Here is a 13,857-nt window from a genome sequence, read left to right as displayed (position 1 = left end):
TGGGTCGGCTTCATAACAATCCGTGAGGACTATTACTTGCGGCTGGCTTTGTCCAGCATACGCAGAGCGCGCTCATTGGCTTCGTCAGCGGTTTGCTGAGCCTTCTGAGCGGCTGCCAGTGCGTCGTCAGCCTTACGGTAGGCTTCGTCTGCACGAGCTTGAGCGCGAGCTGCTGCGTCTTCAGTCGCAGTCAGACGAGCTTCGGTTTCTTTGGATACGCTGCTGCAACCGGTAGCCAGAACTGCGGCCAGAGCCAGAGCAGAGAATTTCAGAACGTTGTTCATCGTGTTCCCCTTCAAGGACTTTCTATTAAAGAGCCATCTCTCGGAAAAGAGAAACTGGCCGGCGTACATAGTACCCATTACTTGTAGTAAGTAAACTGACAGAGCGCAAGAACTGCAAAAAAAATGTTGCTCCAGGTCACGCCGACAAGATTTGCGACGCGTTTGTGAAAAAAACGTACAGGGGCCGCAACCGTCTGTACTACGGGAACTTTTTTGTTGAACTAACGGTGACTTTGTCTGTCGTTCAGCGTCTTAAGCCCTACAACATCCGGCTGCTGTTGGCGTAACGGGAAGAGTCCATTAGCGACGTTTTTTGCCGTTTTTAACCATTGCCACCTTGAGCAATCCTGCTTGCCGCGCCTACTATCTTGTGAATGCCCGAGGGTAGAACGATTGCAATCGTCCTGTGGTCCAAGGGGCAACAGGTGGCGTAGAGGATTCTGTGCCGGATAAACCACCATCGGTTAAGGTATGGGTCTGCCGAGAAGACCTGCGAGGAGTAGTGATGAGCGAAGCGCTGACCATCCACCATGACCAGGCCGGTCATCAGTTCGAGACCAACGTGGACGGTCATCGTGCCTATCTGACGTACATGGATCTGGGCAAGCAGACGCTGGACATCTATCGCACCTTCGTGCCTAACGCCCTGCGCGGGCGTGGCATTGCCGCAGCGCTGACCGAGCGGGCCCTGGAGTATGCCGAGCAGATGGGGTACACGGTGATTCCGTCGTGCTCTTATGTAGAGCGCTACATGGAACGCCAGCAGCGTCACTCGAGCAAAGTCTGAACCTATAAAAAAAGGGCCGCTTAGCGGCCCTTTTTTTGTCAGCCGCGCTGGCGCTGCGGCAGTACATCCTTGAGTTTGGCGTGCATGCTGCGCAAGGTCTTCTCAGTCGCAGCCCAGTCAATGCAGGCGTCGGTCACCGAAACACCGTATTGCAGTTCGTTCAGGTCTTTCGGAATCGACTGGCAGCCCCAGTTCAGGTGGCTCTCGACCATCAGGCCGATGATCGACTGGTTACCTTCGAGGATTTGGTTGGCGACGTTTTCCATCACCAGTGGCTGCAGGGCCGGGTCCTTGTTGGAGTTGGCGTGGCTGCAGTCGACCATGATGTTGGCCTTGATCTTGGCCTTGGCCAGGTCCTGTTCGCACAAGGCGACGCTGACCGAGTCATAATTGGGCTTGCCATTGCCGCCGCGCAGCACCACGTGACCGTAAGGGTTGCCCTTGGTGGTGACGATGGAGACGCCGCCTTCCTGGTTGATGCCAAGGAAGCGGTGCGGTTTGGACACTGACTGCAGGGCGTTGATCGCAACGGTCAGGCCGCCATCGGTGCCATTCTTGAAACCGACCGCCGAGGACAGTCCCGAGGCCATTTCGCGGTGGGTCTGGGATTCGGTGGTGCGGGCGCCGATGGCCGACCAACTGATCAGGTCCTGCAGGTACTGCGGGGAGATCGGGTCGAGCGCTTCGGTAGCGGTCGGCAGGCCCATTTCAGCCAGGTCCAGCAGCAGTTGGCGGCCGATGTGCAGGCCGTCCTGGATCTTGAACGAGTCATCCAGGTACGGATCGTTGATCAGGCCTTTCCAGCCTACGGTGGTGCGCGGCTTCTCGAAGTACACGCGCATGACCAGATAGAGGGTGTCGGACACTTCCGCAGCCAATACCTTCAGGCGTTCGGCGTACTCGTGGGCAGCCTTGATGTCGTGGATGGAGCAGGGGCCGACCACGACGAACAGGCGATGGTCCTTGCCGTCGAGAATATCGCGCACCACTTGGCGGCCGGCAGTCACGGTCTGCAGGGCCGTGGCGCTGAGGGGGATTTCCTTCTTGAGCTGATCGGGCGTGATCAGGGTCTCGTTGGAGGCAACGTTTAAGTCGTCGATCGGTAAATCAGCCATCGTGTTACTCGTCAGGTCACGGGTGCCGGCCGCCAGCAATCCCCGTGCGGCCCAGCAGCAAGAATGTTCGCAGCGGGGAGCCGAACCTTAGCGCGTTACAGGTGGCGCGACAATGGGCTTTGGCCCGTCAGGGCAGGGATTTTCCCGTGCTGGCGGCGCTGTTGTGCGATTGGGATGCCCAGCGGGCCGGAACGGGTGTAAAAAAGCGCACTGACATTTACCTGGAGATCGGCATGCATCCGCGCAAACCACGTATTGGGATCATCGGCAGTGGTGCCATTGGCGGCTTTTATGGGTTGATGCTGGCGCGGGCCGGTTTCGACGTGCACTTCCTGCTGCGCAGCGAATACGAGGTGGTGCGCGACCAGGGGCTGGTGCTTGAAAGTGCCGTGCATGGCCCGTTGCAGATGCAGGTTCAGGCGTATGCCAATGTTGCCGACATGCCGCAATGCGACTGGCTGCTGGTGGGCGCCAAGGCCACCAGCAATCACCAGCTGGCGCCGCTGATCGTGCAGGCCGCTGCACCTGACGCACGCGTGGTGCTGCTGCAGAATGGCCTGGGTGTGGAGGAGCAACTGCGCCCGGCATTGCGCGACGACATGCACCTGCTCGGCGGCCTGTGCTTCATTTGCGTCAATCGCCAGGCCCCGGGTGTGATCCGCCATCAGGCGCTGGGTGCGGTCAACCTGGGCTATCACAGTGGGCCGGCAAGCGAGGGTGGTGCTGCGCTGGTCAAGGAGGGGGCAGGGCTGTTCCAGACGGCGGGTATCGATTCGCAGGCCATGGACAACCTGAGCCAGGCCCGTTGGCAGAAGCTGGTGTGGAACGTGCCGTATAACGGGCTTTCGGTGTTGCTCGGCGCCAGCACCACGCCGCTGATGGCCGACCCGCATAGCCGGGCGCTGATCCAGGCGTTGATGGACGAGGTGGTGCAAGGCGCTGCAGCGTGTGGCCATGAGCTGCCCGAGGGGTATGCCGAGCATCTGTTCCAGGTCACCGAACGGATGCCCGACTACTGGCCAAGCATGTACCACGACCATGCCCAGCAGCGCCCGCTGGAGCTTCAGGCCATTTATGGCGAGCCGCTGGCGCGCGCGCGGGCGGCGGGCTGCAGCTTGCCGCGCATGGAGATGCTGTACCAGGCGCTGTCATTCATCAGCCGCGATACACGCCCCATCTGACGCCTCCCGCGGCCCGCGCCAGCAGCACGCCGGACGGCAAAGCGTGCGTGCGGCGCGCTGCTAAGCTGAAGCTTGCTCTGCCGCAGCGGCAGTCGAGGAGGTCGAATGATCCGCTCCATGCTGTACGCCACCGACCTCGGTGTCTACGCCCCTTTTGTCATGCAGCACGCCCTGGCATTGGCGCGCACGTTCAATGCGGAGTTGTATGTGATTCACGCCGTGGAGCCCATGGGCCAGTTCGCCGAGTCGCTGCTGCAAAGCTATCTCGATGAGCAGACGCTCGACCAGTTGCACAGCCAGGGCGTCAACACGGTCATGGCCAATATCGAACAGCGCGTGCTGGAAAATTTTCGCGATGAACTGGGCGAGGAGGCGGACCTTGCGGTCATCAAGGCAGTGCGTGTGCGCCAGGGTGACCCTGCCCAGGTCATACTCGACCAGGCGCAGCGCTTGAGCGTCGATTTGCTGATTTTCGGAAGCCACAGTGCCGGTGCGGGCGTTGATGTGCCGCTGGGGCGAACGGCGGTGCGGTTGCTGCAGTTGTCGCCTGTGCCGGTGTATATGGTGCCGCTTGCACAGCACCTGGGACGTAGGAAAATGTGAAGCTGGCTGTAGGCTATTACTGGGGCGCGTGTAACAAAATAGTTCTAGATTTATTTCCAGAACCACTAATATAGTTATATATCGTCGCTGCCTGCTGCCGCTGACTCACCGCTGAACCGAGGGAAACCTATGAAGCTTCAACAACTGCGCTACATCTGGGAAGTGGCGCACCACGACCTCAACGTCTCCGCGACGGCGCAGAGCCTGTATACCTCCCAGCCAGGTATCAGCAAGCAGATCCGTTTGCTCGAAGATGAGCTGGGCGTTGAAGTCTTTGCCCGCAGCGGCAAGCACCTGACCCGCGTCACGCCGGCAGGTGAGCGCATCATCAATACCGCTGGCGAAATCCTGCGCAAGGTCGAGAGCATCAAGCAGATCGCCCAGGAATTCTCCAACGAGAAGAAGGGCACCCTGTCCATCGCCACCACCCACACCCAGGCCCGCTACGCGCTGCCGCCGGTGATCAGCAGCTTCATCAAGCAGTACCCGGAAGTGGCCCTGCACATGCACCAGGGCTCGCCGATGCAAATTGCCGAGATGGCCGCTGATGGCACTGTCGACTTCGCCATCGCCACCGAGGCGCTGGAGTTGTTCGGCGACCTGATCATGATGCCGTGCTACAAGTGGAACCGCTGCGTGGTGGTTCCGCAGGGGCACCCGCTGGCCAAGCTGCCGAAGCTGACCCTGGAAGCCGTTGCCGAATACCCGATCGTCACTTACGTCTTCGGGTTTACCGGCCGTTCCAAGCTGGACGAAGCCTTTAACCATCGCGGCCTGACGCCGAAAGTGGTGTTCACCGCCGCCGACGCCGACGTGATCAAGACATACGTGCGCCTTGGGCTGGGTGTGGGCATCGTGGCCAAGATGGCCGTTGACACCAAGCTCGACAGCGACCTGGTGGCCCTGGATGCCAGCGAACTGTTCGAGGCCAGCATCACCAAGATCGGCTTCCGCCGTGGCACTTTCCTGCGCGGCTTCATGTGCGACTTCATCGAGAAGTTCGCCCCGCACCTGACCCGCGAAGTGATGGCCAAAGCCATCCAGTGCCATAACAAGCAAGAGCTTGAAGAGCTGTTCGAAGGCGTCGAGCTGCCGGTGCACTAAGCCGTTCGAGCATGAAAAAACCGGCCCAGTGGGCCGGTTTTTCTTTACCTGTCGATTAGCCCTTGCTGATCAGGTTGCCGGCGTGCAGGCCGCATTCCTTCTGGGTCGACTCTTCCCACCACCAGCGGCCCTCGCGCTCGTGCTGGTTCGGCAGCACCGGGCGTGTGCACGGTTCGCAGCCAATGCTGATGAAGCCGCGCTCGTGCAGGCTGTTGTAGGGCAGCTCGAGCATGCGGATGTAGCCCCACACTTCTTCGCTGCTCATCTGTGCCAGCGGGTTGAACTTGTACAGGGTGCGCTCGGGGGTAGAGAAGGCGCTGTCGATCTCCAGTGCCGCCACCTGGCTACGCGTGCCAGGGCTCTGGTCGCGTCGCTGGCCGGTGGCCCAGGCGCTTACCGTGGCCAGTTTGCGGCGCAGGGGTTCGATCTTGCGGATGCCGCAGCACTCGCCGTGGCCGTCCTTGTAGAAGCTGAACAGGCCCTTTTCCTTGACGAACGGATCGAGCTTGCTGCGATCCGGGCTGAGGATTTCGATCGGCAAGTCATAGTGCTCACGGACCTGGTCGATGAAGCGGTAGGTCTCCGGGTGCAGGCGGCCAGTGTCGAGGCTGAAGACCTTGACCTGTTTGTTCAGCTTCCAGGCCATGTCGACCAGCACCACATCCTCGGCGCCGCTGAAGGAGATCCACAAGTCGTCGCCGAAATGCTCGAAGGCGAGTTTCAGGATGTCTTGTGGTGACTTGTTGGCATAGGTCGCGGCGAGGGCGGCGACGTCGAAGGGTTGGCTCATCAGGCGGTTTCCATCTTGGCTGTGGCGCTGTGCGCTCGTAATGAGGTGATGGTAACAAAAAAATGCTGGGTTAGACGCCTGGCATAAAGGCCTTGTGGCACCGAATCAGAGCTGTTGCAAGGTCTCCATCAGCACCCGCACCTTGGCAATCGATTCTTCGTATTCCGACGCCCAGTCGGAGTCCGCCACCACTGCGCCGCCGCCCCAGCAACTGGCTTGGCCGTCCTTGATCAGCACACTGCGGATGGCGATGGAGCTGTCCATCTCGCCGCGCACATCCACGTACAGCAACGAGCCGCAATACAGTGCACGGCGGCTGGGCTCCAGTTCGTCGATGATCTGCATGGCGCGGATCTTCGGCGCCCCGGTGATCGAGCCGCCGGGGAAGCTGTCGCCGATCAGGTCGAGTGGGTCCTTGTCGGTGGCCAATCGCCCGGTGATGCTGCTGACCAGGTGGTGAACGTTGGGGTAGCTTTCCAGGCTGAACAACTCGGGCACCTTGACCGAGCCGATCTGGCAGGTACGGCCCAGGTCGTTGCGCAGCAGGTCGACGATCATCAGGTTTTCCGAGCGGTCTTTGGGGCTGTTCAGCAGCTCTTCGGCGTTGCGGGTGTCCTGGTCGGGGTTGCTAGAGCGTGGCCGGGTACCCTTGATCGGGCGAGTCTCGACCAGCCCTTGGCTGACGCAAATGAACCGCTCCGGCGAGAAGCTCAGCAGTGCGCTGCCATCGGCCAGTTGCTGGTAACCGGAGAATGGCGTCGGGCACGCTTTGCGCAGCGCCTGATAGGCGCGCCACGGGTCGCCCTGGCACGGTGCGCGGAAGCGTTGTGTCAGGTTGATCTGGTAGCAATCGCCGGCCTGAATGTAGCGTTGCACCTGGTCGAACGCTGCTTGGTAGTGCTCGGGCTTCAAGTCGCCGGTCATATTGGCCAGCAGGTGGAAATCGCCAGTTGCAGCACAATCGGGGGCTTCGAACAGGGCAATCAGGCGCTCGCGCTCAGCGCTTGCCAGGCTCGGGTGGAACACCAGCTGGCTGGTTGCCAGCGTGTGGTCGGTCACCAATGCCCAGCGGTAAAGGCCAAGTTGTGCATCGGGCAGGCCGAGATCATCGACGGCCAGGCTGGGCAGGTTTTCCAGGCGCCGGCCGAAGTCGTAGCTGAGGTAGCCGATCAGGCCGCCGGCAAACGGCAGTTCCACCCCAACCGGCAAGTCGGCGTGGCCCAGTTGCGCCAGCCCTGCGCGCAGCCGTTGCAGGAAGGCGCGGCCGTCCTCGTCTGCGTGGGCTTGCAGGTGTTGCATGGGCCAGGCGCTGAGCAGGTCGAAGCGGCCGCGTTCGGCACCGGGGCGGGCACTGTCGAGCAGAATCGCGCCGGGCGCCTGGCGCAGGCGGGCGAAATAGGCGGCAGGGTCAGGCTGGTAGGGCAGGGGGTGGAGCGTACAGGTCGGCATCAGTGTGGACGGCGATGTAAAAGCGAGGAGGGCGATTGTAGACCTGTGTAGGAAATGCGCCTAGCGCTGGAACGACATTCAAACGTTGTGTTGAAGCCGAGGGCTGCTTTGCAGCCCATTCGCGGGTCAAGCCCGCTCCCACAATACGGTGTTGCGCTCAAGCTGTGGGAGCGGGCTTGCCCCGCGAATGGCTCGCGAAGCGGGCCCCGTCGTTACTGACTCAGCGCGGATGCACGTGCCCGAACAGCCCTTGCGAGACACGAACGCGCTGTTCGGCATCCTCGGTCACACCGTCCTTGGCCAGCGCCTCGATGTGCGCCTCGATGGCGTGGGTGCGCTGGGTCAGCCCGCAGTCGTTGGCAATCTGGATGTTCAGGCCAGGGCGGGCGTTGAGTTCCAGAATCAGTGGGCCCTTTTCCTGGTCCAGCACCATGTCCACACCGATGTAGCCCAGGCCGCACAGCTCGTAGCAGCCAGCCGCAAGCTTCATGAAACCGTCCCAGTTCGGCAGTTGCACGCCGTCCACGGCGTTGGTGGTGTCCGGGTGCTTGCTGATGATGTTGTTCAGCCAGGTGCCGCGCAGGGTCACCCCTGTGGCCAGGTCGACACCCACGCCGATGGCGCCCTGGTGCAGGTTGGCCTTGCCGCCGGACTGGCGGGTCGGCAGGCGCAGCATGGCCATGACCGGGTAGCCCATCAGCACGATGATGCGGATGTCCGGTACGCCTTCGTAGCTGATGCTCTTGAAGATCTGGTCCGGCGTGACCCGGTACTCGATCAGCGCCCGGTCGCGGTGGCCACCCAGCGAGTACAGGCCGGTAAGGATGCTCGAGATCTGGTGCTCGATTTCCTCGTGGCTGATGATCTTGCCCGACACCGTGCGGTAGCGGTCCTCGAAGCGGTCGGCGATCACCAGGATGCCGTCACCGCCGGCGCCTTGCGCCGGTTTGATGACGAAGTCACTGCGCCCGCCGATAATCTGGTCGAGCTTCTCGATCTCTTTCTCGGTCTCGATGACGCCGTACATTTCCGGCACATGGATGCCGGCCGCGAGCGCGCGCTCTTTGGTGATGATTTTGTCGTCGACGATCGGGTACAGGTGGCGCTTGTTGTACTTCAGGACATAGTCCGCGTTGCGCCGGTTGATGCCCATGATGCCCCGGGCCTCCAGGGCTTTCCAGGTCTTGATCAGTCCGAACATCAGGCATCAGCCTTCTTCAGGAATGCCTTGAAGCGAACGAGCTCGGTCAGGCGGTAGCCGCGGTAGCGACCCATCGCCAGCATGAAGCCCACCAGAATCAGCAGCACCGCCGGGAAGGTGAAGACGAAGTACACCAGCTCCGGCACCATCATCAGCAGGTGCGCGACGGACGCTGCGAACAGGGTGCCGATGGCCACTTTCATGGCATGGCCACCGCCGCGCTCTTCCCAGGTGATCGACAGGCGTTCGATGGTCATGGTCAGGATCACCATCGGGAACAGCGCCACCGACAACCCGCGCTCCAGGCCCAGCTTGTGGCTGAACAGGCTGATGGCGGCGATCAGCACCACCACGAAGGTCAGCACCACCGACAGGCGTGGCAGCATCTGCAGCTTGAGGTGTTCGAGGTACGAGCGCAGTGACAGGCCCAGCGCCGTGATCACCGTGAACAACACGATCCCGAAGCCCAGTTGGGTTTCGCGGAAGGCCAGGGCGATCAGGACCGGGGTGAAGGTACCCAGGGTCTGCAGGCCGATCAGGTTGCGCAGCACCAGGATCACCAGCACGCCGATTGGGATCATCACCATGATCATGAAGGTCTGCTGGGTCTGCAGCGGCAGGCCGTACAGCGAGTACTCGAGGAAGTCGGCGTCGGTGTTCTCGTCGGTCAGCTTGGCCAGGCGGATGGCATTCATCTCGCTGTTGTTCATGCTGAAGGTGACGTTGGCTTTCTTGCCGCCATCGACGGTGATCAGGTTGTCATCACCGGTCCACCACAGCAGGCGGTCGTTGGGCAGGCCCTGCTCGCCGGTGTCCGGGTTAAAGTACAGCCAGTCGTTGCCGTTGAAGCTGCGCAGCCACAGCTCTGGGGTCTGCGGGGTGTCGGCGACCAGGCGGATGGTGTGGACCTTTTCCATCGGCACGTGGGCGATGGACAACAGCAGGTCGATGACCTGGGCCTTCTTCATGGCCGAGGTGTCGCCGGCCAGCAGCAGCTTGACGTTGTCGTCGTTGAGGTTGTTGACCCGCTTGATGGTCTCGCTGACGAAGGTTTCGACGTCGGCCGAATGCTGGCGGATAGGCGCCATCAGGGCTTCGGCAGCGATCTTCTCGGGGCCGTCGACTGCCAGGCTGTCACGGAAGGTCGGGCCCTTGATGGTGGTCTTTTCGTTGCTGTAGCGCTTGGTCAGCACCAGGCGGTAGTAGAGCGTCTGGTTGCCGCTGGCGCGGCGTGCCGACCAGGTCACCTTGCGGTTGCCGTCGGCACGGTTGACGCTCACCCCATAGTTGTTGGAGATGAAGCTCTCGTTGAGGCTGACGTAGTCGCGGTTCAGTGGCGGCACGAACATCTGCACCTTGACCGGGTCCTTGGTGCTGGCCACGAACTCGACCTTGGCGTCGATATTCCACAGGTCGTCGGTTTCGTCTTCGGTCACCGGGATGCCGAGGAAGAAGATCTGATAAGCGGTGACCGCCACGCCCAGCAGCACCAGGACGGTGATCAGGACTTTCAGATGGAGGGTAAGAGAGCGCATCGGGATTACTCTGCTTTAGGAGCGTCGGTGGCACAGGCAGGTTTGCCGGCCGCGTATTTAAGGCTTGGGTCGACCAGCGCGTCGAAGTGCTTGAGCGCCTCGGAGCCGATCAGCAGCGGGAACTGGAACGCGCTGCGGTCGGTGAGGTTGACTTCGATGGTGCGCAGGGCCTGGCCCATGCAGATTTCGAGTTCGATGACCGGGCGCGCGGTGTAGGCCTTGCCCGATTCGGCATCGTAGTCGCCTGCCCGTCGCTTGATCTTGCTGACGCGCGCGAGGGGGCGTTCGATCGGGTGCGAGTGGGCGGCATCGATGGCCAGGTAGAAACGCACCCAGCTCTCGCCGTTGCGCTTGAAGCGCTTGATGTCGCGGGCGCTGAGCGAGGCGGTCTTGGCACCGGTGTCGAGCTTGGCGGCCACTTCCAGGTCCAGGTCGCCCAGCTTTGCGTATTCGTTGAGACCGTACACGGTCTTGCCCGCCGCTTGGCCGATGGCCGGCAGCAGGGTGAGGCATAGCAGCAATAAAACGGGTGTAAGTCTCATAATCCTGGCGCGGTACTGTGCAGGGTTCGGGGCAAGGCGACTGGCAACGACTGCGCAAGCTTCCTCGTTCATCTGTCAACAACATGAATAGATGACAGACACGCTATCCATACTCCGTCGGAGGCGCGGCATTCTATCACGCCGACGTCTTGACGCCAGCGCGTCGCGATCTGACAGCAGCGGGGCAGGGTTAGTTCGTTATTAGACGATTGTCGACAATGTTCATTTTGTCTTTGACTGATCGCGCTGAATTAGCTAATTTCTGGCCATGTGATTATCAGGGTGTCGACAATATGCTGGACCTATCCACTCCCAGCCCAGCGTTGGCGGACGAAACGGAAACCTTGTCCGAAAACGTCTTTCGGCGCATCCAAGCGGCCATCGTCAAGGGCGACATCGCCCCGGGCAGCAAAATTTCCGAGCCGGAGCTGGCGCGGACCTACGGCATCAGCCGCGGGCCGCTGCGCGAGGCCATCCACCGCCTCGAAGGCCAGCGCCTGCTGGTGCGCGTGCCGCATGTCGGGGCGCGGGTGGTGTCGCTCAACCATGCCGAGCTGATCGAGCTGTACGAAATCCGCGAATCGCTCGAAGGCATGGCCTGCCGCCTGGCCACCGAGCGCATGAGCCAGGCCGATATCGACGAACTGCGCCGGGTGCTCGACACCCATGAGCGCGATGCGGCGTTCCAGGCGGGTGTCGGCTACTACCAGCAGGAAGGTGACTACGACTTCCACTACCGGATCATCCAGGGCAGCGGCAACCAGACCCTGGTCAAGATGCTGTGTGGCGAGCTGTACCAGCTGGTGCGCATGTACCGCATCCAATTCTCCGCCACGCCCAATCGGCCACGCCAGGCGTTTGCCGAACACCACCGGATTCTCGATGCCATCGCCGACCGTGACGGTGAACTGGCCGAACTCCTGATGCGCCGCCACATCGGCGCGTCCAAACGCAACATCGAGCGTCACTACCTGGACGCCAACGACAATAGCCCACGAGGTGATTCATGACTGTGAAGAGCACGCCCGGCCAACGTTTCCGCGACGCGGTTGCCGCCGAACATCCCTTGCAGGTAGTCGGCGCCATCAACGCCAACCATGCCCTGCTGGCCAAGCGCGCCGGCTTCAAGGCCATCTACCTGTCCGGTGGCGGCGTGGCCGCAGGCTCGCTGGGCCTGCCGGACCTGGGTATCAGCGGCCTGGACGATGTGCTCACCGATGTGCGCCGCATCACCGACGTCTGCGACGTGCCGCTGCTGGTGGATGTCGACACCGGCTTCGGTGCCTCGGCGTTCAACGTGGCGCGTACCGTGCGCTCGATGAGCAAGTTCGGCGCAGCGGCGATCCACATCGAAGACCAGGTTGGCGCCAAGCGTTGTGGCCACCGCCCGAACAAGGAAATCGTCACCCAGCAGGAAATGGTCGACCGTATCAAGGCCGCCGTCGATGCCCGTACCGATGACAGCTTCGTGATCATGGCGCGCACCGATGCCCTGGCCGTCGAAGGCTTGAATGCTGCATTGGACCGTGCCGCAGCGTGCGTCGAGGCCGGCGCCGACATGATCTTCCCGGAGGCCATTACCGAGCTTTCGATGTACAAGACCTTCGCTGACCGTGTGCAAGCGCCGATCCTGGCCAACATCACTGAATTCGGCGCCACCCCGCTGTACACCACCGAAGAGCTGGCGTCGGTCGACGTGTCGCTGGTGCTGTACCCGCTGTCGGCGTTCCGCGCCATGAACAAGGCGGCCGAGAATGTCTACACGGCGCTGCGTCGTGACGGCACCCAGAAGAATGTGGTCGACACCATGCAGACCCGCATGGAGCTCTACGATGCCATTGGTTACCACGCCTTCGAGCAGAGCCTCGATGCGTTGTTTGCCCAGAAGAAAGGATAAGTGACTGCCTGTGCTGGCCCTTTCGCGGGACAAGCCCGCTCCCACAGGTCCAGCACAAGTTTCAAAAGCTGTGATGGACCTGTGGGAGTGGGTTTGTCCCGCGAAGAGGCCGGTACAGGCAAACCAAATTAGCCAGCAAGAAATCCATAACAAATTCAAGAAAGGAGAAACACCATGGCCGAAGCAAAAGTACTCAGTGGCGCAGGCCTGCGTGGCCAGGTGGCCGGCCAGACCGCACTGTCGACCGTTGGCCAGGCCGGTGCCGGCCTGACCTACCGGGGCTACGACGTCCGTGACTTGGCGGCCGGTGCTGAATTCGAAGAAGTGGCCTACCTGTTGCTGTACGGCGAGCTGCCGACCCAGGCCGAGCTGGCTGACTACAAGCACAAGCTGAAGGGCCTGCGTGACCTGCCGCAAGCCCTCAAGGAAGTGCTCGAACGCATCCCGCGCGACGCCCACCCGATGGACGTGATGCGCACCGGCTGCTCAGTGTTGGGCACCCTAGAGCCCGAACTCACCTTCGAAGCCCAGCACGACAAGACCGACCGCCTGCTGGCGCTGTTCCCGGCCGTGATGTGCTACTGGTACCGCTTCACCCACCATGGCGTGCGCATCGACTGCACCAGCGATGAAGACACCCTCGGCGGGCATTTCCTGCACCTGCTGCACGGCAAGAAGCCGAGCGAGTTGCATGTCAAGGTGATGAACGTGTCGCTGATCCTCTACGCGGAGCACGAATTCAACGCCTCGACCTTCACCGCACGCGTCTGCGCTTCGACCCTGTCCGACTTGTACTCCTGCGTCACCGCCGCCATCGGCTCGCTGCGTGGCCCGCTGCACGGCGGTGCCAACGAAGCGGCGATGGAGCTGATCGAACGCTTCCAGAGCCCGCAGGACGCCACGGCCGAGCTGCTCAAGATGCTGGAGCGCAAGGACAAGATCATGGGCTTTGGCCATGCCATCTACAAAGAGTCCGACCCACGCAACGAGGTGATCAAGGGCTGGTCGAAGCAACTGGCTGACGAGGTCGGTGACAAGGTCCTGTACCCAGTGTCCGAAGCCATCGACAAGACCATGTGGGAGCAGAAACGCCTGTTCCCTAACGCCGACTTCTACCATGCGTCGGCGTACCACTTCATGGGCATTCCGACCAAGCTGTTCACCCCGATCTTCGTCTGCTCGCGCCTGACCGGCTGGGCGGCGCACGTGTTCGAACAGCGTGCCAACAACCGCATCATCCGCCCGAGCGCCGAGTATGTCGGCGTCGAACAGCGCCAGTTCGTGCCGATCGAGCAGCGCTGAATAGATCTAGAGAGGCAACCCGCTCCCACAGGGACGGAGCAACCTTCCGAATCCTGTGACCGAGCCT

Annotated in this window: 14 protein-coding genes; 7 read left to right on the top strand and 7 right to left on the bottom strand. The window is 61.8% G+C overall.

Annotation, left to right across the window (positions count from 1 at the left end):
- Positions 1–32: 32 nt before the first annotated feature.
- On the bottom strand, positions 33–284 hold the full coding sequence (gene oprI / locus HU750_RS09565; protein ID WP_003259780.1) for an outer membrane lipoprotein OprI: 252 nt from the start codon (positions 282–284) through the stop codon (positions 33–35).
- Positions 285–789: 505 nt separating this feature from the next.
- Between oprI and HU750_RS09560 the strand changes: the two genes are divergently transcribed.
- The gene (locus tag HU750_RS09560) at positions 790–1,071 is read left to right on the top strand and encodes a GNAT family N-acetyltransferase (protein WP_025338432.1); all 282 of its coding nucleotides are present in this window, start codon (positions 790–792) and stop codon (positions 1,069–1,071) included.
- A gap of 38 nt (positions 1,072–1,109) precedes the next feature.
- Here HU750_RS09560 and HU750_RS09555 read toward each other — a convergent pair whose 3' ends face one another.
- Positions 1,110–2,186 carry a 3-deoxy-7-phosphoheptulonate synthase gene (locus tag HU750_RS09555; RefSeq protein WP_027593931.1) on the bottom strand — a complete coding sequence of 359 codons (1,077 nt, stop codon included), beginning with the start codon at positions 2,184–2,186 and terminating at the stop codon, positions 1,110–1,112.
- 233 nt (positions 2,187–2,419) lie between these two features.
- On the opposite strand from HU750_RS09555, the gene HU750_RS09550 reads away from it, so the two are divergent.
- The 3 genes from HU750_RS09550 (at position 2,420) to cysB (ending at position 5,074) form a co-directional block, all read left to right on the top strand.
- The gene (locus HU750_RS09550) at positions 2,420–3,367 is read left to right on the top strand and encodes a putative 2-dehydropantoate 2-reductase (RefSeq protein ID WP_186678968.1); all 948 of its coding nucleotides are present in this window, start codon (positions 2,420–2,422) and stop codon (positions 3,365–3,367) included.
- Positions 3,368–3,472: 105 nt separating this feature from the next.
- Positions 3,473–3,970: a universal stress protein gene (locus tag HU750_RS09545; protein WP_186678965.1), complete on the top strand. Its 498-nt coding sequence runs from the start codon at positions 3,473–3,475 to the stop codon at positions 3,968–3,970.
- Positions 3,971–4,099: 129 nt separating this feature from the next.
- A complete protein-coding gene (cysB, locus tag HU750_RS09540) occupies positions 4,100–5,074 on the top strand; it encodes an HTH-type transcriptional regulator CysB (protein ID WP_176507456.1) in 975 nt (324 codons plus the stop codon).
- A gap of 55 nt (positions 5,075–5,129) precedes the next feature.
- Here cysB and HU750_RS09535 read toward each other — a convergent pair whose 3' ends face one another.
- From HU750_RS09535 to rloA, 5 genes are all read right to left on the bottom strand, one after another.
- Positions 5,130–5,864 carry a phosphoadenylyl-sulfate reductase gene (locus HU750_RS09535; protein ID WP_186678962.1) on the bottom strand — a complete coding sequence of 245 codons (735 nt, stop codon included), beginning with the start codon at positions 5,862–5,864 and terminating at the stop codon, positions 5,130–5,132.
- A gap of 105 nt (positions 5,865–5,969) precedes the next feature.
- Positions 5,970–7,313 carry an aminodeoxychorismate synthase component I gene (gene pabB, locus HU750_RS09530; protein ID WP_186678959.1) on the bottom strand — a complete coding sequence of 448 codons (1,344 nt, stop codon included), beginning with the start codon at positions 7,311–7,313 and terminating at the stop codon, positions 5,970–5,972.
- Positions 7,314–7,533: 220 nt separating this feature from the next.
- The gene (locus HU750_RS09525; RefSeq protein WP_099429926.1) at positions 7,534–8,514 is read right to left on the bottom strand and encodes an alpha-L-glutamate ligase-like protein; all 981 of its coding nucleotides are present in this window, start codon (positions 8,512–8,514) and stop codon (positions 7,534–7,536) included.
- Positions 8,514–10,049, bottom strand: coding sequence for an osmotic stress tolerance membrane protein RloB (gene rloB / locus HU750_RS09520; RefSeq protein WP_027593924.1), 1,536 nt, complete (start codon positions 10,047–10,049; stop codon positions 8,514–8,516). The genes HU750_RS09525 and rloB overlap by 1 nt, the downstream gene beginning before the upstream one ends.
- A gap of 5 nt (positions 10,050–10,054) precedes the next feature.
- Positions 10,055–10,591 (bottom strand): retropepsin-like aspartic peptidase RloA, encoded by a 537-nt coding sequence (rloA, locus tag HU750_RS09515; protein ID WP_027593923.1) that lies wholly within the window; start codon positions 10,589–10,591, stop codon positions 10,055–10,057.
- 293 nt (positions 10,592–10,884) lie between these two features.
- Here rloA and HU750_RS09510 point away from each other — a divergent pair, with 293 nt between their 5' ends.
- From HU750_RS09510 to prpC, 3 genes are all read left to right on the top strand, one after another.
- Entirely contained in the window at positions 10,885–11,601 is a 717-nt protein-coding gene (locus HU750_RS09510; protein ID WP_186678956.1) for a GntR family transcriptional regulator, read from the top strand.
- The gene (prpB, locus tag HU750_RS09505; protein WP_027593921.1) at positions 11,598–12,488 is read left to right on the top strand and encodes a methylisocitrate lyase; all 891 of its coding nucleotides are present in this window, start codon (positions 11,598–11,600) and stop codon (positions 12,486–12,488) included. Before HU750_RS09510 ends, prpB begins: the two co-directional genes overlap by 4 nt.
- Before the next feature lie 174 nt (positions 12,489–12,662).
- On the top strand, positions 12,663–13,790 hold the full coding sequence (gene prpC / locus HU750_RS09500; RefSeq protein ID WP_186678954.1) for a bifunctional 2-methylcitrate synthase/citrate synthase: 1,128 nt from the start codon (positions 12,663–12,665) through the stop codon (positions 13,788–13,790).
- Positions 13,791–13,857: the final 67 nt, after the last annotated feature.

Origin of the sequence: Pseudomonas sp. SWRI50, from assembly GCF_014269095.1 — a bacterium.
Taxonomy (GTDB): domain Bacteria; phylum Pseudomonadota; class Gammaproteobacteria; order Pseudomonadales; family Pseudomonadaceae; genus Aquipseudomonas; species Aquipseudomonas kermanshahensis.
Note: the sequence above shows the minus strand (reverse complement) of the source record. Positions and strands in the feature narration are given on the sequence as shown.

Excerpts from the sequence above, each read along its gene's own strand:
- oprI (WP_003259780.1), bottom strand. The coding sequence starts at position 284 with ATGAACAACGTTCTGAAATTCTCTGCTCTGGCTCTGGCCGCAGTTCTG.
- HU750_RS09560 (WP_025338432.1), top strand. The coding sequence starts at position 790 with ATGAGCGAAGCGCTGACCATCCACCATGACCAGGCCGGTCATCAGTTC.
- HU750_RS09555 (WP_027593931.1), bottom strand. The coding sequence starts at position 2,186 with ATGGCTGATTTACCGATCGACGACTTAAACGTTGCCTCCAACGAGACC.
- HU750_RS09550 (WP_186678968.1), top strand. The coding sequence starts at position 2,420 with ATGCATCCGCGCAAACCACGTATTGGGATCATCGGCAGTGGTGCCATT.
- HU750_RS09545 (WP_186678965.1), top strand. The coding sequence starts at position 3,473 with ATGATCCGCTCCATGCTGTACGCCACCGACCTCGGTGTCTACGCCCCT.
- cysB (WP_176507456.1), top strand. The coding sequence starts at position 4,100 with ATGAAGCTTCAACAACTGCGCTACATCTGGGAAGTGGCGCACCACGAC.
- HU750_RS09535 (WP_186678962.1), bottom strand. The coding sequence starts at position 5,864 with ATGAGCCAACCCTTCGACGTCGCCGCCCTCGCCGCGACCTATGCCAAC.
- pabB (WP_186678959.1), bottom strand. The coding sequence starts at position 7,313 with ATGCCGACCTGTACGCTCCACCCCCTGCCCTACCAGCCTGACCCTGCC.
- HU750_RS09525 (WP_099429926.1), bottom strand. The coding sequence starts at position 8,514 with ATGTTCGGACTGATCAAGACCTGGAAAGCCCTGGAGGCCCGGGGCATC.
- rloB (WP_027593924.1), bottom strand. The coding sequence starts at position 10,049 with ATGCGCTCTCTTACCCTCCATCTGAAAGTCCTGATCACCGTCCTGGTG.
- rloA (WP_027593923.1), bottom strand. The coding sequence starts at position 10,591 with ATGAGACTTACACCCGTTTTATTGCTGCTATGCCTCACCCTGCTGCCG.
- HU750_RS09510 (WP_186678956.1), top strand. The coding sequence starts at position 10,885 with ATGCTGGACCTATCCACTCCCAGCCCAGCGTTGGCGGACGAAACGGAA.
- prpB (WP_027593921.1), top strand. The coding sequence starts at position 11,598 with ATGACTGTGAAGAGCACGCCCGGCCAACGTTTCCGCGACGCGGTTGCC.
- prpC (WP_186678954.1), top strand. The coding sequence starts at position 12,663 with ATGGCCGAAGCAAAAGTACTCAGTGGCGCAGGCCTGCGTGGCCAGGTG.